The organism is Winogradskyella sp., from assembly GCF_028282165.1.
Classification (GTDB): domain Bacteria; phylum Bacteroidota; class Bacteroidia; order Flavobacteriales; family Flavobacteriaceae; genus Winogradskyella.
Genome location: NZ_JANQIM010000016.1, coordinates 1 through 18,105, shown reverse-complemented (window position 1 = coordinate 18,105; position 18,105 = coordinate 1). Strand labels below are relative to the sequence as shown.

Sequence of the window (18,105 nt, the reverse complement as noted above, 5' to 3'; positions counted from 1 at the left end):
TTTTGGCTTCTTCTTTCAGTTTTTTCTGTTTCGTCTTTGTTCTCTAAACTCTTTTAACTTATCGAGAAGTCTTTTATTGAATTGGTCTTCAACTGCTCTAAGTTTTAATATTTTAACTGAGGAAAGGACCTTCTTTAAATCGTTGACCAACTTAATTTTAGCAGCAAGTATGTTTTCTTCGGCTTTGATAAGCTGGGATATCAATTGATTGGCTTCTGCTTCAGACATGTCTGGGTTTTGACGTATTTTCATTCTAACAGTTCTTATTTCGCTAGATCTAATACCTTCTACGGTATCTTCATAAGCGTTGTAGATAGGCCAAAATCCCTGTGCTTCCTCTTCACTAAGGTCTAGCTGATCTGAAATAAAAGCTATCTTCTGCGCCTTGATACGCTCTTTCATTTTGTCACCACCTTGAGCAAAAGTAGAGAGACTAAAAAATAGTATTAGTATTGGGATTAATTTTTTCATTATCATATTTTATTGTTGTAAGATAGTCTCTATATCTAAGTTTTCCAGTAAATAAGATTCTAAATTATCTTCATTATATTCAGGTTCAATTAAAGTAAAATCCTCTTCGAGTAGGTCTGCATCAAGCAATAGTTCTGCTAATTCGTAACTATCCAAATCACGGTTTTCTAGATAGGTTTCTACCATCTCGGCTGAAATTCCATCATCATCTTTATTCAAAAAAATAGCGAGCATTAAAACTAATGATGCAGCTATGCCAGCCACATAGTAAAGTGTTCTACGGGTGTTTAGTTTAATTACTGGCTTATCTTCGGCATTTAATTCTTTAATGATTTCACTGTCGAGTTTATCAAAATAACCATCGGGTACTTTAAATCCAGTTTCGTCAACACCTATGGATGCTTTATCATTTAAGCGTTCAAAGAGTTTGTCTTCAAAAGAGGCAAAGTAATGCTCTGGTGTCTTAAAACCTGTAGATTTAACGTTATGTAATTTATCTTTTTTCACGTTGTGCTGAACTTGTTTCAGTATTTGTATCTATGACTTTAAAATACTAAAATGGTTTAATTTGAAGTTAAAAAGCGTTCTATTTTTTTTACGGCTATATGATAAGATGCTTTTAGCGCACCTTCAGTGGTTTCTAGAATTTCGGCGATTTCCTTGTATTTTAGGTTGTCAAAATATTTCATATTAAATACCAATTGCTGTTTTTGTGGTAAAGTAGCTATGGCTTTTTGTAATTTTAATTGTATGGCATCCCCTTCAAAATATACATCAGCCGTTAGGTTATCAATAGCTAAGTTTTGATATTCTTCATTAGAGATCTGCGAACGCTTGGCATTTTTATTAATATGGGTTATAGATTCGTTTGTAGCAATACGGTATAACCAAGAGTATAATTTGCTGTCACCTTTAAACTTATCAATACTGCGATAGACCTTTATAAAGGTATTCTGTAATACATCGTCAGCATCATCATGAGAGACCACAATCTTTCTTACATGCCAATACAGGCGTTCTTTATAGAGCATTAGGAGTTCTCTAAAAGCAGCTTCTTTAGACAATGGGTCTTTTAGACGTAATATGAATTCAGTTTCGTTGATCAAGTAAAACCTTTGCTAATTTAGACTTTATAAATTACCAAAAGTTTAAAGGATAAAACTATTATTTTTTGAATTATTCAATATACATTGAAAATCAATTAGTTATGGTTATTTATATCGATTAAATGCAAAAAAATACGATAAAAAGCATTTTTTTCTTGGTTTCTAACATAATTTATTATATGTTTGACACAGCTTAACCTATTAACTGTTATCAGTTCCCCAAATCTGGTAACAAAATGAGAAGGGTGTACGAAAGTGCACCCTTTTTGATTTATAAAGTCTTTCTATTAAGCAGTTGTTTTAGGAGTTACCACGATTATATTTTTAGATTGTAGAAGAAAAATTGTACATTTAATTGTTCTATTTTAAGATTTAATTGCAATGAAAAGATTTTCCCTACTTTTTTCACTGATGTTTCCTATACTTATTTTTGCACAAGTTGGCGTGGGTACTACTACCCCTGGTGCTCAGTTAGATGTTGTAACAGAAGCTACTGCAACATCAGAACGTAAAGGTTTACAAGTAGATGTAAATAGCATATCCACTTCAACAACACAAAGTACTTACTCGCTTCATCTTACCAACTCAAGTACACCAGCGGTTGGAGGCGCGGCTGCAAAGTTCGGTATTTTTAATAATGTTTCTGGCGCAGGTACTGCGGATCGTTATGGTCTTTATTCAGAAGTCTTTAAAACTAATTCGAGTGCTACGGATTCTGATATTTATGGCATTTACAGTCTCATAGGCCAAAGTCAGGGAATAGATAATAATGCATATGGTGTATATGCAGATATAACCAATGTAAATAATACGTCTAATGTATATGGTATTTATAGTGTTGTTGATGGTACCTCGGCTAATGACGATATTTTTTCGGGCTACTTTTTAGGAGGTAAGTTCTCTATAGGGCAAACAACCATTGATAACTATATTTTACCCGAAAGTAGAGGAACCAATGGCCAAATTATGCAGACCGATGGCGCTGGTAATGTAACTTGGGCGGATAATGTGAATCCGGTGTCTTCAATTCCGATGTATTCAAATGCAAATTATGACATGAACCACGGTACTGGAGGAATTGATTTAGGTTCAATGGACTCTTCTATTGAACCAACGGTTTATAATTCGAGCGGCAATATTCAGATAAAATTAGTCATACGCTATACAAACCCTTTAGGAACAAATAATTTTCAATTAAGAGCACATGACGGAACAACGGAATCCTTTCCTATCACTAATGCTTCTGGTTGGACATTTGCAACTACCCAAACAGGTGGCATAGCAACTAGTGATTGGGTGAGTTGGAACGCAGGGACTAATGCCCATGAAATTCATGTTTTTGGATGGAATAACTCAAATGATCCTCTAAGCGATAGTATAACGATAAATAATGCTTATTTATTAGTGAGATCTCAATAACTAATCAAAACTCTGCATCTCTACCAATTTTTTATAAACACCGTTTTTAGTCATCAATTCTGAATGTGTGCCATGCTCAGCGATTTCACCTTTTTGCATCACAACAATAACATCTGCATTTTGAATGGTCGATAAGCGATGTGCAATAACAATTGAGGTTCTGTTTTTCATCATGTTCTCCAGAGCATCCTGAACCAGGCGTTCGCTCTCAGTATCTAAAGCCGAAGTAGCTTCATCTAAAATCATTATTGGAGGGTTCTTAAGTACTGCTCTAGCGATACTTAAGCGTTGCTTTTGTCCGCCAGATAATTTGTTGCCAGAGTCACCAATATTGGTTTCGATACCTTTGGGTAAGTCTTTTACAAACTCCCACGCATTGGCAACTTTTAAAGCATCTTCTATATCTTTGTCCGATGCATCTTCTTTGCCCAAAAGAATATTGTTTTTAATACTATCATTAAAGAGAATGGAGTCTTGTGTAACGATGCCCATTAAATTACGAACCGATTGCTTGGTAAGGTCCCTGATATTTTCTCCGTCAATAGAAATACTACCTTCGTTAACATCGTAAAAACGTGTTACCAAATTGGCAATAGTACTTTTTCCACTTCCTGATTGTCCAACCAGAGCAACACTTTTTCCTTTGGGTACTGTAAGTGAAAAATTCTTGAGGACTAGGTCATCCTCATACTTAAATGAAACATTTTTAAGTCTTATTTCAGAGTCAAAACTGTCTTTAGACTTAGCATTTGGAGCATCAGCCAAAGGAGAATCTGTATTCAAGATTTCTAAAACACGTTCAGCAGCGGCATTACCTTTTTTAACACTGTAACTTGCTTTACTAATCGCCTTTGCTGGAGTTAAAATATTATAAGCTAATCCCATGTACACAATAAATAAACCAGCTTCTAGATTGCCATCTCTCAAAACCATTTGGCCACCATACCAAAGTAATACTGAAATAACCAAGATGCCTAAAAATTCGCTTGTTGGTGAAGCCAAATTTTGACGATGTAGTAAGTTATTAGAGAATTTATTAAACCTGTTAGTAGAATCTTTGAATTTTTGGCCAAATATTTTTTGTGAATTAAATCCTTTTATCACTTTAAGTCCTCCTAGAGTTTCCTCTATAATAGATAATAATTGACCTTGTTCGTTTTGAACTCTGTCAGAACGTTTTTTAAGGCTTTTTCCAATCCTTGAGATAATAAAACCAGAAACAGGAATAAAGATAAATACAAACAAAGTAAGTTTAGCACTAATTAGAAACATAGTAATGATTGTAAAAAGAATCATCAATGGTTCTCTAACAATAAGTTCTAATATAGATAGGAATGAAACTTGAATTTCTTGAACATCTGTTGTTATTCGAGCAATAGTATCTCCCTTTCTTTTTTCGGAAAAATAGGCAATCGGTAAATCAACAACTTTGTCATATAAGGCATTACGAATATCTTTTAGCACGCCATTTCTTAAAAAGGTAATAAAGTACATGGCTAAGTAGCTAAAAAGGTTTTTTAGTAAAAACATACTTACCACGAGAATCACCATAAATACAAGTACATCGTCGTGTCCCTCATTAGCCTTTTGAGTAACAAAAAAATTTAAATAGTCTTCTAGATAATCCTTTACATTGGAGATACCTTGCCAGGTTGGCTTTGTGTTTATTTGTTTGGTTTTGTCAAACAAAACATTTAGCATAGGAAATAAGGATACCATTGCCAATGTGCCAAATAGCGCATAAAAAATATTGCTTACAATATTTAATAGCGCATAGCTTTTGTAAGGTTTGGCAAAGCCAATGATTTGCTTAAAATAATTCATCTACTCAACTTCAGCTAAAAATATACTACGGCCTTCTATTGGTGTATTGTTTATTAATTCGGTTACAGTTAACTGATCATCTATTACATTGTATAAATTGAAATATACCGAATCATCATCATTGGTTACAATTACTAGATCTCCATTTGAAGTACTAAACAAAATTCCACCAAATGGAAACCCTGTCAAATTTTCTAAAGATATATTACTAATTGCAAAACTTTGGTCTAGTTCTACCGTACATAAATCATAGCTGTCATTATTAGATAATAACAAGCCTCTGATATCATTGTTAATATCTAGGGTTAAGTCGAAAATAGGAAATCCACTATGTAGACCTTGATCTGTAGCAGTAAGACTATCTAGATTTAAATTTAAGAACTTATAATCGTTAAATACACCTGATGTATGGATGTAGGGTTCGTTTAGTAATGTTGAAAAAATCTGTTGTTGAAAGAATTCGACACTTGTGTACTCAATTTGATTCGTTTCGGGAACATATTCAAAAAGATAATGCACTCTACTGTTATTTGTTGAGTTATCAGAATCAATAATGATATATATTTTGCCATTTTGTGTTCTGTAGTGCAAAGCCACAACCTTGGGAGCAATAGCATTATCTAGGACATCAAAATCTGAAAAATTAAAACTGTTTGTAGTTAAATTGTCAGAAACTATGTCATAATGGTTTATTGAAAAGCTGGAAGAGGTATTGTCTAAAAAATAAATGGTATCTTGATTAATATCGGCAAACGAGGTCAACGGCTCAGTGTCTGAGAAATTATAATCTATTTGCATAACAGGATTAACCTCGCCAGAATAGAGACCATACTCAATCAATTGTCCATTGTTCGCCGTATTAAATGATAAGAGTTTAATATCGAGTATTTCAAAATTTCCAATAGGGATTTCTTCAGTATCATCGATTATTTTAATATTATAGTTCCCAGAGCTAGCTTTAGGAACAACAATGGAAATTTCATTTGAGGAAAAAGATGTTATTACTGCATTAAAATTGTCAAAAAAAACAGCAAAATCATCAGATAATAAATTAAAATTATCTCCAGATATAGTAACAGATTCTCCTGGATAGCCCTCACTAGGGCTATATGAAACAATATTAATTTCGTCATTAATATCTTCGGTTGGATCTTCATTGTTTGTAGGATTATCATCACTACAAGACAAATTAAATACAATTAATAATAGAGTAATAAATTTTATGGAATGTTTCATTCTATCAATTATAAATTCATATCCTTAAGGATGGCGTCTATCTTGTCTTCCAATAATTGCTCCGTTTCTTTAAAAGCAGACACATTGTCAAGTTTGGTGTTAACGCTTACATAGAACTTAATCTTTGGTTCCGTACCACTGGGTCTTAATGCAATTTTACTTCCGTCTTCCGTATAATAGATAAGTACATTAGATTTTGGAATGTCGATCGCTTCTTCACTATCATTTACCATATCCTTTGCGATAGAAAGTTGATAATCCTCTACACGTATCACCTTTGAGCCATTGAGTTCCTTAAACGGATTTTCCCTAGAGTCGATCATAATTTGTTTAATCTCTTGGGCACCTTCAATTCCTTTTTTGGTCAAAGACACTAAACGTTCTTTATAAAAACCATGCTCAACGTATAGCTCAATTAAAGACTCATACATGGTTTTTCCATTAGCTTTAGCTTGTGCCGCAATCTCACAGGCTAAAAGGGTAGAGGTTACAGCATCTTTATCCCTTACAAAATCGCCAACCATAAAACCGAAACTCTCTTCACCACCTCCAATAAAGTCTAACTCAGGAAAATCCTTTATCATTTTGGCAATCCATTTAAAACCAGTAAGCCCAACCTTACATTCAACACCATAAGCTTCTGCCAAGACTGACATCATTGGTGTAGAAACGATAGTTGATCCTACAAATTGGTTACCATTAATTCTATTGGCATTTTTCCATTGTTTCAACAGGAAATCTGTCATCAGAAGCATGGTCTGGTTACCATTTAAAATCACCAATTCATTTTCGAGATTACGGACTACTACTCCTAAGCGGTCGCAATCTGGATCAGTGCCAATGACGATATCACCGTCTACTTTTTCGGCAAGTTCCATAGCCATTTTTAAGGCTTCAGGTTCTTCTGGATTTGGCGAGACTACCGTTGGGAAATCGCCATTTGGCTTAGCTTGCTCTTCAACAATATGCACATTGGTATATCCTGCACGTTTTAAGGTTTCAGGAATTGACATGATAGATGTTCCATGCAAAGAAGTAAAAACAACATTCAAGTTTTCTTTGGCTTGAGATGATGTATCAAAGCTTCCATTTTTGATAGAAGATTCTATAAAAATATCATCTACGTCTTTTCCTATATACTGGATTAAATCAGAATTAGATTCAAACCTAACTTCAGCGTAATCCAATTGATTTATTTCTGCGATGATTTCCTCATCTTGTGGTGGTACCAGTTGTCCGCCATCTTGCCAATACACTTTATAGCCATTATATTCTGGTGGATTATGAGAGGCCGTTAAAACAATACCGCAGTGACAATTTAAATGCTTTAGGGCAAAAGAAAGCTCTGGTGTGGGTCTTAGATCTTCGAATAAATAAACCTGAATGCTGTTTGCAGAGAACACGTCGGCTACTACTTTTCCAAAAGACTTACTATTATGTCTACAATCGTAAGCAATAGCGACTTTTAAGGTCTCATCAGGAAATGCTGCCTTTAAGTAATTGCTCAGCCCTTGTGTGTTTTTTCCTAAGGTATATTTGTTAATTCGGTTGGTGCCTAATCCCATAATACCCCGCATACCACCAGTACCAAACTCTAAATCCTTATAAAAACTTTCTTCCAATCCCTTTGGATCGGAAGCAATCATGTGTTTGATCTGCTCTTGTGTGTCGTTATCAAATGTTGGTGTTAACCAAGAATTAACGCGTTCTAAAATTTCAGGCTTTATGTAAATCATGGGTAAAAATTATAGTAACACAAATGTAAACAATCTTAGATAGGGATGCTTAAATCTGAACGATAATTCTATGTTACGATATATTTATGGATTCTTTAATGTAATAGCGCTGTTGCTGGCGCTTAGATCTTAAAATGAGCTCTCCTAAAAAGCCTGCAATAAATAGCTGCGAACCAATAATCATAGTAGCTAAGGCAATATAAAATTGAGGCCTGTCAGTGATAAGGCGCCCCGTAGGATTTAGGAACAATTTATCAACACCTAAATAAAAAGCAAACCCAAAACCAATGAAGAACATCAACACACCTAAAGCACCAAAAAGATGCATTGGTCTTTTACCGAATCGAGAGACAAACCAGATAGTGATCAGGTCTAAAAAACCATTTATAAAGCGGTTCATGCCAAACTTGGTCTTTCCGTATTTACGCGCTTGATGCTTTACTACTTTTTCGCCAATATTTGCAAAACCAGCATTTTTTGCCAAAACAGGGATGTATCTATGCATTTCTCCAAAAACCTCAATATGTTTTACTACAGTATTGCTATAAGCTTTGAGACCGCAATTAAAATCATGCAATCTAACGCCAGATGTACGTCTTGCAGCCCAATTGAATAGTTTTGAAGGTAAGTTTTTGGTGATTACGGAATCATAGCGCTTCTTTTTCCAGCCAGAGATGAGATCGTATCTATCCTCTATGACCATTTTGTATAATTCAGGAATCTCTTCTGGATTGTCCTGTAAATCAGCATCCATAGTAATCACTACATCTCCTTTGGCCTGTGCAAAACCAGCATGCAAGGCTTGTGATTTTCCAAAATTCTTTAAAAAACGAATTCCTTTTACGTTTGGGTTGTTTTGGTTAAGTTGAGTAATAACTTCCCAAGAACCATCGGTACTGCCATCGTCAATAAATAAAATCTCGTAAGAAAACGAATTGGATTGCATCACGGACACAATCCAATCGTGTAATTCTTTTAAAGATTCTTCTTCATTAAGTAGTGGTATGACTACTGATAGGTTCATATTGTTGTTGTCTAAATTACTAGACACCAAAAATAAAGAAATTATTTAAGCAGCATTTGGGTCAGATTTTTTGACTACAAGTGCTACAATAAGACCAACGATACTAAATCCAACAAGTTGATAAGCAATTGATTTTAAGATATTACCAATAGAATACATACTCCCATTAGCTTGCATATCGCTAACAGCTTTATCTATGGCATCTTGTGGTGTGCCAAATCTTTCTAACATCTGAACTTGAGATTCAATGATTTTTTCTTGAAGGATGCTGGCAGCGTCTGGATCTACTACATTAAAAATTAAGAAACTTACCAGGGAACTAAGCAATATTCCTACAAGAATGGCGATGAAATAGGCCGTAAAGGCATTTTTGAAACTAATAAAGCCGCCCAATAACTTTCTGGCTTTCATTGATGACATTATACCAAGAATAATGACAATTAATAACAATAGAATTCCAAACCACCACTTGGTAAATAAGTCCAAAGATACCGCATATCCTATAATGGTAAGTGCACTTAAAATTAAACCCAGATAAAGCCCGTAATTAGCGGAAGAGGATTTTAATGATTTTTCCATAATTTTAAATGGTTTTTTAGTTAATTGAATAGTTAGTAATCAAAGATAATGATTTGTTACAGGAAACATTGAAAATAAAAATTAGTAAAAAGATTGTAGATTTATAAAAATTACTTAAATTTGCACCTCGAAAAAATCGAAATTATTTAAAGCATTTAGCGATGAAAGCAGGAATACATCCAGAAAATTATAGAGTTGTAGCATTTAAGGATATGTCTAATGATGATATCTTTTTAGCTAAGTCTACAGCAGATACAAATGAGACTATTGATGTAGATGGTGTTGAATATCCACTAATTAAATTGGAGATTTCCAGAACTTCTCATCCATATTATACTGGTAAATCTAAACTGGTAGATACGGCAGGTCGTATTGATAAATTTAAAAGCAAATATGCTAAGTTTAAAAAATAAGCTTCAGCATTTAGATATTTTGAAAAAGCCTTTCTCTACTAGAAAGGCTTTTTTTATTTTTACACAAACGCATTAGCAAATGAACTACATACTTTTTGATGGTCCTTATCGTAATGATCTCTTGCCATTTACATACACGAGACCAGTTGCAGATATCAGGGTAGGTATTTTAACGATTCGTCAAAAATGGGAATCTTATTTAGAATACACTACGACGACTGTGACAGAAGATTATTTATCCGATAAATTTCCTATGGTAGAAATGGACGATAACATAATGATCAATGCTTCTTTTCTTCCCAATCCCGAGGTTGTTGAGTTTGTTAAAAACTTAAAGCACAACGAAGCATTGTTCAAAGGCGAGGATGTTATTGCTTTTTTTGCAAAAGAAGGTGAGGAAGTCAACGATTTTTCAAAGTTTGAAGCTTTGGAATTTAGGGGTGAAATATTGAAGATTGAGAACACTTGGGATATTTTTTCAAGAAATGGGGATGCTATTGAAGAAGATTTTAGATTAATCACTAAAGGAAGAAAGTCCCAACCTATACCAGCTTCAGTTAATACTATTAATCCCGAACATATCTTTATAGAGAAAGGCGCTAAGTTAAATTTTGTGACACTTAATGCAAGTTCGGGGCCTATTTACATCGGTAGAGATGCGGAGATTATGGAAGGATCTGTAGTTAGAGGACCCTTGGCACTTTGTAATAATGCAGCTTTAAAACTGGCAACGAAAATATATGGGCCAACAACGGTAGGACCTTACAGTAAGGTTGGAGGTGAAGTTAATAATTCGGTGATTTTTGGGTACTCTAACAAAGGGCATGATGGATTTTTAGGTAATTCCGTTTTGGGAGAATGGTGTAACCTAGGTGCCGATACCAACAATAGTAATTTAAAGAATAATTATGCCGAAGTTAGATTATGGAACTATAATACAGGTGGATTTGCCAAGACAGGATTACAGTTTTGTGGACTTATGATGGGCGATCATAGCAAATGTGGTATCAATACCATGTTCAATACTGGTACGGTTGTTGGTGTAAGTGCTAATATCTTTGGAAGTGGTTTTCCCAGAAATTTTGTACCTAGCTTCTCTTGGGGAGGAAGCAAAGGCTTTGTAACTTATAAAACCAACAAAGCCTTTGAAGTAGCTAAGGTCGTTATGGCAAGGCGCAAGGAAGAATTCACAGAAAAGGATAAAGCAATTTTAGAACACATTTTTGAAATAACTAAATCCTATAGAAGAGAATAGCATGAAGCTTAAAACCAAATTTACAGGACTACTTTTGTTAACTATTGCATTCAGCTTTTCCCAAAGTAAAGATGTAGAAGTAAAAAAACTTAAAATTAACACTGAACTCGATCATTTTGCTGCTCGTGTTGTAGGTGATAAACTTTTTTTTAGCCATAACCTCACAACAAAAAGAGGAAGGGCCATCAAGGATAAGTTTGATGGGTTTATTTATACCATGTACGAAGCTCCCGCAAGTAAAGATGGCGAAATTAATAATGCTGAACCCATTAAGAAAACCGAATTAGGAAGATTTAACATGTCCGCTGCGACCTTTTCCAAAGATGGAAAGTATATGTATTTTACCACCAATCAACTTGGTAAAGGCACTAACAAGTTGAAAGGCATAGAGACTTACAACTTACAAATTAGACGTGCGGAGTATGTTGAGGGTAAAGGTTGGACCAATTTTGAGACCTTGCCATTTTGCGAACCCGATCACAATTATGCGCATCCAGCCTTAAGTCCAGATGGTAATACTTTATATTTTATAGCAGATGTAAGAGGTACAAAAGGAAAATCAGACTTGTACAAGGTTTCTGTAACAAATCATGAGACTTATGGCGAAGTCACCAGTTTAGGAGAAACCGTTAATTCTTCACGTACCGAGATTTTTCCGTTCGTCAGTACAGATAACAAATTGTATTTCTCGTCAAATCGCAGGGGAGGAAAAGGCGGTATCGATATTTATGTTTATGATTTAAATTCAAATGATAGCGAACAAGTGCCAGTATCTCTAGAAAAGCCTATTAATAGTAGAGGTGATGATTTTTCTTTTTTCTTAAATGATGATTTAACAACGGGTTATTTATCTTCGCGACGCCTCAAAGGAGAAGGAGGGGATGATCTGTATTATTTTGAGAAGTTTTGATAGTTTGGGAGTTAGGGGTTAGGTATTAGGTATTTGGTGTAAGGGAGTTGATTTGTTTATTTGGTTTTGCGTATTCTGAATACTAAACACTGCTTACTGCTTAGTAATTTCTTTTTTCACATTCTTCAACTCTAACAAATTAGTGGCATTAATCCCAAGACCTTTAACTTCTTTTCTGGTAAACCGTACTACTTCATCATAAAATAAGGGCACTATTGGTGCAGATTCCATCACTAAAGCATCCATTTGTGTGTAAAGTTTAGCTCTAGTTTCTGGATTGGTTTCTAAATAAGAGGTCTCGTATAGTCGGTCAAATGTATCATTAGCGTAATGAGTATAGTTTGGTCCGTTGGGTGCAAAATTTTTACTGTAGTATAAAGAGAGATAGTTTTCGGCATCAGGATAGTCCGCTACCCAACTTGCTCTAAAAAAATCCAATTGACCATTGGCTTTAGCGTCCTTTAGACTAGAGGCCGGAACTACATCCACATTAACTTGCAGCCCAATTTTTTGAAGCTCACGCTGAATAAATTCACAAAAACTAAGATAGTTACTTGTGGTTGTTAAAGTCACTTCAGGATTGGTAATTCCTGTTTCAGATTTAAATTCTTTGATAAGCTGTTTTGCTTTTTCAGGTTGATAGGTAAAGCCAATAGAACCATCAAAACCAGGCAAGCCTTTTGGAATAAACCCGCCAGTAGCAGGAATACCTATGCCATTTCTAAGGTAAGTCATCATTTTAGCTCTATCAAAGCCATGGTTTATAGCTTTTCTGAGCTTTAAAGCTTGCAAAACTTCTACATCAGTTTCCATAAAAAAGGCTAAATATTCTGTGTTGAGGTAAGGGCCGCGAATCATATTAACATCATCTGCATAGAGCTGTCGTAAATTACCATCAGCCGTTAAAATTTCATCCTTATAAGAGGCATCCAAACCCGAAACAAAATCAATATTGCCTTGGGCAAACTGCAAAAACTCACTTTGCTTGTCGGGTAAAAATGTTATGGCAACAGCTTGTAAATAAGGTAATACATTACCATTTTCACCTGTTTCGAAATAATGATCGTTTCTTCTAAAAACCAGTTTTATGTTTTCTTCCCAACGCTTAAATTTAAATGGTCCAGTCCCTATAGGATGTGATCTAAAATCGTTACCGTAATGTTCAACAATTTCCTGAGGTACTACCGAACAATATTTCATGGTTAACAGGCCTAAAAAAGCAGGAAACGGTTGTTTTAATTTAATTTGAAAGGTTGAGTCGTTAATAGCGGAAAAGCTTTCTACTTTGTTTAAGACCCAACTTCCCGGTGAAGCTACAGACTTATCCTTTAATCTTTTGAAACTATATTCAAAATCATTTGCTATGACAGATCTTGTAGAATCCTTTCCAAACAATTGATGATGGTGAAAATACACATCATCTCTCAAAATAAAGGTATACACTTTGGCACTGTCTTTTACAGACCAGTGTTTTGCAATACATGGTTGTACATTAAGCCGATCATCCATTTGTACCAAGCCATTAAATAGCTGGTGTGTTGCCCAAATATCAGCCAAGTCTTTTGAAAAGGCAGGATCTAAAGACCCAATATTTTTGTGTTCGTTATACCTAAAAACCAAATGGTCCTTGTTAGCATTATCTTTTGAAGCACAAGAACATATAGCAAAACAAACAATTAAGTATTTGAATAAGAGTCTACTGGGTTTTTGCATGTAAGTTATATGTTGTAAATTTGCCAACTTGGTAAAAATACAAGAATGAACCCAACAAAAAAAGTCGCATTTTATACCTTAGGTTGTAAGCTCAATTTCTCTGAGACTTCTACAATAGCAAGAAGTTTTAATAATGAGGGATTTGACCGTGTGGACTTTAAAGAGAAGGCAGATATCTATGTGATAAATACGTGCTCAGTTACAGAGAATGCTGACAAACGTTTTAAGACCATCGTTAAGCAGGCTCAAAAAGTAAATCCTGATGCTTTCGTTGCTGCCATTGGTTGCTATGCCCAATTAAAACCACAAGAACTCGCTGATGTTGAAGGCGTGGATTTGGTGTTAGGAGCAACTGAAAAATTCAATGTAACCTATTATATAAATGAGTTGCTAAGCAATCCTGAGCGCAGTCGAAGGGGCGGAGAGGTTCATAGTTGCGAAATAGAAGATGCTGATTTTTATGTAGGAAGCTACTCCATTGGTGATAGAACCAGAGCATTTTTAAAAGTACAGGATGGTTGTGATTATAAATGTACCTACTGTACTATTCCTTTAGCTCGAGGTATTTCACGTAGTGATACTATGGAAAATGTATTAAAAAATGCAATTGAGATTTCCGAACAGGGTATCAAGGAAATTGTGTTGACAGGAGTAAATATTGGTGATTACGGAAAAGGCGAATTCGGCAATAAAAAACACGAACATACCTTTTTGGATTTAGTCAATGAGCTCGACAAAGTAGAAGGTATAGAGCGTTTAAGGATTTCATCTATAGAGCCCAATTTACTTAAGAATGAAACCATTGAGCTCGTATCTCAGTCCAGAGCTTTTGTACCTCATTTTCATGTCCCTTTACAGAGTGGAAGCAATACCATTCTTAAAAAAATGAAACGTCGCTATATGCGAGAATTATATGTAGATCGTGTTTCTAAGATAAAAGAAGTGATGCCGCATGCTTGTATTGGAGTGGATGTCATAGTTGGTTTTCCGGGAGAGACTGATGAGTATTTTTTGGAGACATATAATTTTTTGAATGCATTGGATATTTCGTATTTGCATGTGTTTACCTATTCAGAACGCGATAATACTGAAGCTGCGTCAATGGGAGGTGTGGTGCCTAAAAATATTAGGGCAAAGCGCAGTAAGATGCTAAGAGGTTTATCCGCAAAAAAACGAAGGGCATTTTATGAGAGCCAGTTAAATACAGAACGAATAGTTTTATTTGAAGGAGAAAACAAAGAAGGCTATATTCATGGATTTACAGAAAACTACGTGAAGGTTAAAACACCTTGGAATCCAGAATTAGTAAATACGCTTCATAAAGTTCATCTCACTAAAATCGACGACGATGGTCTAGTAAGGTTTGAGTTTGTGCAACAATCAACTCTAAAGGAAGTTTCTTAATCCATTCCTTATAATGTATATTTGTGTATTAAATCATTAATTCACAATTTGTTATGAATAGAGTTTTGTTTTCGCTGTTTTTATTATCAGGATTACTTTTATCATCTTCTTGTAGTGATAATGATGTTCCTCCTGAGCGATTAGATGTTACAGTTAATGGCCAAAAGATGATTTTTAATTCTATTATAGTCGATCGTCAAGGTTCTACAAACGAAAGATCTTTTACAGCCGTAATAAATAGTAATACCAGTAGAATAATTACATTTAATGCTAACATTAATGACGAAGGTGCTAATGTTGTTAAAAACTTCGCATATACCATTAGAGGTAAAATTTTTAAGCAAGCACAAGATAGCGATAACTTGATTGTTGATATAGCCATCAATACAAATGCACGCTTTGCTATGGATTTTTCAGGAATATTATCTTCTTATGATCCAGAAACAGATTCGTATAGTTCGATTCAGCTTACTGACGGTAGTATGGATGTAGAATATTAACAAAAAACCCAAAACTTAAATGTTTTGGGTTTTTTGTTGTATTTCTCTTATTAATTATATGCGGATGCCAACAGGAAGCATACGTTTATACTTTCTATTGCTCCTAACAAACTTTGCAATTTCTGGACTTGTTGGGACCACACTGATGTTTCGCTCTTTAATATCATCAAATACCATTGCCAAAAATTCTTTTTCAAATTCTACGGTTTTTATGGCCTCAGGTATCACCAACTTCGTTAAAAAGATTTTACGTTCTTGAAGGGAATATTCAATAACGGCCATTTCGTTTTCAACCTTTAATTCATATTGACGCAGAAAGTCATTATCAATCAATTCAGCAGTTTCAGTCATAATTTTCTTTGTTTTTAAGTTAGCGGTTGGCAAGTAGATACTATATTTTATATAGTTTTGCAGTGCAAAGGTACAAAAAATCGGCTTATGTTTTAAGATAAGGTTGTTAAAACGTTAAATTATAACTAATTAAGTGTTTAGGTATTGCTGAAAATTGATAAATTAAATTCGAAAAAAAGCACGAATGACCCCAGAATTGACCCATGTATATTTAATGCCAGGAATGGCTGCAAATCCTACAATTTTTGAGTATATCAAACTACCAGAAGATCGCTATAAAATTCATTGGCTAAAATGGCAAATGCCTCATAAAGAAGAAACCTTAGAAGACTATGCTAAGCGTATGTGTGAGCTTATTAAGTATGATAATGTTGTACTATTGGGAGTTTCGTTTGGTGGTATGTTGGTACAAGAAATGAGTAAATTCTTAGATTTAAAAAAACTCTTTGTAGTATCGAGTGTAAAATCCCATCATGAACTGCCCAAGCGTTTAAAGTTGCTAAAATACACCAAAGCCTACAAAATTCTACCCACCCAATTAGTTGGTAATATCGATTTATTAGCCAAATATGCCTTTGGGGAAACTATAAAAAAACGTGTGGATTTATACAAAAAATACCTATCAGTAAGTGATAAAGTGTATTTGGATTGGGCAATAAAGCAGGTAGTCTGTTGGGAACAGGAAGAACCACACCCAGAGGCTATTTACATTCATGGCGATAAAGACATTGTTTTTCCACATTCTTGCCAAGGGGATTGTATCATAATTAGAGGAGGTACTCATATTATGATAATCAACAAGTTCAAGTGGTTTAACGAAAATCTCCCGAAACTTATTGAAAATTAGGTTTGTATAATTCAATAGTTTTTTTACATTGTACAAAAAATAATGCCATGCAAATCTTAAAAAATACTTTAGCAGCAATAGGATTAATCTGCATTTCTGGGCTTTTTATCTTCTCGATGCAAAAGGCACCTTCAGATGAAACTATCGGAAAAGAAACACCAATCGTTAAGGATTATAATGTCTATGCCTTGGAAATGCCAGAAGGTCTAAATTTCGCAGGTGAAATGGTTCCTGTAGAAAACCCAGACATCTATGAACGCATGGATAGAGAACTTTTGGTCAACACCTATTGGCAATCTAACGGGTTATTAATGTTTAAGCGTGCCCAAAAATACTTTCCTGTTATAGAGCCTATTTTAGAAAAAAATGGAGTTCCTGATGATTTTAAATACTTAGCAGTCATAGAAAGTGGCTTAACTAATGCGGTTTCTCCAGCCGGAGCTAGAGGTTTTTGGCAGATTATGAAAACTACTGGACGTGAAAATGGTCTAGAAATCAATACTAACGTTGACGAACGCTATAATCTAGAAATGGCAACAGAAGTGGCCTGTAAGTACTTAAAAAAGGCTAAAGCACAATTTGGGTCATGGACCTTAGCGGCGGCTGCCTATAATGCCGGTAATTCTGGAATTTCCAGGCGATTAAAGGAACAAGGTGTTGCTAATTATTACGATTTGTTATTAGGCGAAGAAACCGGTCGTTATATGTTTAGGATTGTGGCATTAAAAGAAATCTTGAACAACCCGTCAAAATATGGTTTTAATTTTAATAAAAGTGATTTGTATACGTACATTCCAACTTTTAAAGTCGAAGTGGATACAGCCGTAACCGATTTTTCCCAGTTTGCAAAACAATTTGGGATAAATTATAAAATTCTTAAAATCCACAACCCATGGTTAAGAGAACGGCATCTGAATAATAAATCCAGAAAGCCATATACTATTGAGATTCCCAAAGAAGGGTATTACAAATGATTAAGGTGTTTATGGATTTATTCGTTTAGTATTGTTTATAAGTTTGGTGGTTTTAGAGTATGTTACCTAACTCCTAACTCCTCTATCGTCTACTTCTTCGATGTTGCCTGGCAGAAGTCGGTTGCCCATAATGTTGTTTTGGTATAGAAGCTTTCTTCATTTGTTGCTTCATCATTTTTATTTGTTCAGCAAGCATATCGCGTTTATCAAGCTTTTCGGCTTCAGACAATAACTTTTGGGCTTCTTGCTTGCGACGTTTAGAAAACGCAATACCAGCTAAATTTAGTTTGGCCATAGCCAAATCGTGATCCATCGATAGACCTAGGCTAATTGCCTTTTTGAA

18 protein-coding genes and 1 pseudogene are annotated in these 18,105 nt (G+C 34.7%); 8 read left to right on the top strand and 11 right to left on the bottom strand.

What is annotated here, in order from left to right; translation table 11 throughout:
* Positions 1–15: 15 nt before the first annotated feature.
* From Q0972_RS07355 to Q0972_RS07345, 3 genes are read right to left on the bottom strand one after another with little or no spacing between them, the layout of a single operon-like run.
* Entirely contained in the window at positions 16–471 is a 456-nt protein-coding gene (locus Q0972_RS07355; protein ID WP_299364305.1) for a sensor of ECF-type sigma factor, read from the bottom strand.
* A 9-nt stretch (positions 472–480) separates the two neighbouring features.
* Positions 481–978, bottom strand: coding sequence for a hypothetical protein (locus Q0972_RS07350; protein ID WP_299364303.1), 498 nt, complete (start codon positions 976–978; stop codon positions 481–483).
* A gap of 56 nt (positions 979–1,034) precedes the next feature.
* Positions 1,035–1,577, bottom strand: coding sequence for an RNA polymerase sigma factor (locus Q0972_RS07345; RefSeq protein WP_299364302.1), 543 nt, complete (start codon positions 1,575–1,577; stop codon positions 1,035–1,037).
* Positions 1,578–1,958: 381 nt separating this feature from the next.
* Between Q0972_RS07345 and Q0972_RS07340 the strand changes: the two genes are divergently transcribed.
* Positions 1,959–2,996, top strand: coding sequence for a hypothetical protein (locus Q0972_RS07340; RefSeq protein ID WP_299364300.1), 1,038 nt, complete (start codon positions 1,959–1,961; stop codon positions 2,994–2,996).
* Here the strand turns inward: Q0972_RS07340 and Q0972_RS07335 are convergent, their stop codons facing one another.
* The 5 genes from Q0972_RS07335 to Q0972_RS07315 all read right to left on the bottom strand — a co-directional run bounded on the left by Q0972_RS07335 (position 2,997) and on the right by Q0972_RS07315 (position 9,395).
* On the bottom strand, positions 2,997–4,820 hold the full coding sequence (locus Q0972_RS07335) for an ABC transporter ATP-binding protein (RefSeq protein WP_299364299.1): 1,824 nt from the start codon (positions 4,818–4,820) through the stop codon (positions 2,997–2,999). It lies immediately after the preceding gene.
* Positions 4,821–6,056 carry an IPT/TIG domain-containing protein gene (locus Q0972_RS07330; RefSeq protein ID WP_299364298.1) on the bottom strand — a complete coding sequence of 412 codons (1,236 nt, stop codon included), beginning with the start codon at positions 6,054–6,056 and terminating at the stop codon, positions 4,821–4,823.
* Between the two features lie 8 nt (positions 6,057–6,064).
* Complete coding sequence (locus Q0972_RS07325) at positions 6,065–7,792, bottom strand: phospho-sugar mutase (RefSeq protein ID WP_299364297.1); 1,728 nt, start codon at positions 7,790–7,792, stop codon at positions 6,065–6,067.
* A 73-nt stretch (positions 7,793–7,865) separates the two neighbouring features.
* Complete coding sequence (locus Q0972_RS07320) at positions 7,866–8,816, bottom strand: glycosyltransferase family 2 protein (protein WP_299364296.1); 951 nt, start codon at positions 8,814–8,816, stop codon at positions 7,866–7,868.
* 45 nt (positions 8,817–8,861) lie between these two features.
* The gene (locus Q0972_RS07315; protein WP_299364294.1) at positions 8,862–9,395 is read right to left on the bottom strand and encodes a DUF4199 domain-containing protein; all 534 of its coding nucleotides are present in this window, start codon (positions 9,393–9,395) and stop codon (positions 8,862–8,864) included.
* Positions 9,396–9,556: 161 nt separating this feature from the next.
* Here Q0972_RS07315 and Q0972_RS07310 point away from each other — a divergent pair, with 161 nt between their 5' ends.
* The 3 genes from Q0972_RS07310 (at position 9,557) to Q0972_RS07300 (ending at position 11,973) form a co-directional block, all read left to right on the top strand.
* A complete protein-coding gene (locus Q0972_RS07310) occupies positions 9,557–9,808 on the top strand; it encodes a type B 50S ribosomal protein L31 (RefSeq protein ID WP_299364292.1) in 252 nt (83 codons plus the stop codon).
* A gap of 79 nt (positions 9,809–9,887) precedes the next feature.
* Positions 9,888–11,063 (top strand): putative sugar nucleotidyl transferase, encoded by a 1,176-nt coding sequence (locus Q0972_RS07305; protein WP_299364290.1) that lies wholly within the window; start codon positions 9,888–9,890, stop codon positions 11,061–11,063.
* 1 nt (position 11,064) lies between these two features.
* On the top strand, positions 11,065–11,973 hold the full coding sequence (locus tag Q0972_RS07300) for a hypothetical protein (protein ID WP_299364288.1): 909 nt from the start codon (positions 11,065–11,067) through the stop codon (positions 11,971–11,973).
* Between the two features lie 93 nt (positions 11,974–12,066).
* On the opposite strand, the gene Q0972_RS07295 is transcribed toward Q0972_RS07300, so the two are convergent.
* Positions 12,067–13,686, bottom strand: coding sequence for an ABC transporter substrate-binding protein (locus tag Q0972_RS07295; RefSeq protein WP_299364286.1), 1,620 nt, complete (start codon positions 13,684–13,686; stop codon positions 12,067–12,069).
* A 45-nt stretch (positions 13,687–13,731) separates the two neighbouring features.
* On the opposite strand from Q0972_RS07295, the gene mtaB reads away from it, so the two are divergent.
* Together mtaB and Q0972_RS07285 are read left to right on the top strand one after the other, a co-directional pair.
* Positions 13,732–15,090, top strand: a complete 1,359-nt coding sequence (gene mtaB / locus Q0972_RS07290; RefSeq protein ID WP_299364284.1) for a tRNA (N(6)-L-threonylcarbamoyladenosine(37)-C(2))-methylthiotransferase MtaB — start codon at positions 13,732–13,734, stop codon at positions 15,088–15,090.
* 53 nt (positions 15,091–15,143) lie between these two features.
* Positions 15,144–15,590: a hypothetical protein gene (locus tag Q0972_RS07285; RefSeq protein ID WP_299364282.1), complete on the top strand. Its 447-nt coding sequence runs from the start codon at positions 15,144–15,146 to the stop codon at positions 15,588–15,590.
* A 54-nt stretch (positions 15,591–15,644) separates the two neighbouring features.
* Here the strand turns inward: Q0972_RS07285 and Q0972_RS07280 are convergent, their stop codons facing one another.
* Positions 15,645–15,941, bottom strand: coding sequence for an N-acetyltransferase (locus Q0972_RS07280; RefSeq protein ID WP_299364279.1), 297 nt, complete (start codon positions 15,939–15,941; stop codon positions 15,645–15,647).
* Between the two features lie 184 nt (positions 15,942–16,125).
* Here Q0972_RS07280 and Q0972_RS07275 point away from each other — a divergent pair, with 184 nt between their 5' ends.
* Entirely contained in the window at positions 16,126–16,788 is a 663-nt protein-coding gene (locus Q0972_RS07275) for an alpha/beta hydrolase (protein ID WP_299364278.1), read from the top strand.
* A gap of 47 nt (positions 16,789–16,835) precedes the next feature.
* Complete coding sequence (locus Q0972_RS07270) at positions 16,836–17,762, top strand: lytic transglycosylase domain-containing protein (protein WP_299364276.1); 927 nt, start codon at positions 16,836–16,838, stop codon at positions 17,760–17,762.
* Positions 17,763–17,844: 82 nt separating this feature from the next.
* Here the strand turns inward: Q0972_RS07270 and Q0972_RS07265 are convergent.
* Positions 17,845–18,105, bottom strand: a pseudogene (locus tag Q0972_RS07265) (DUF2892 domain-containing protein); the annotation flags it as partial.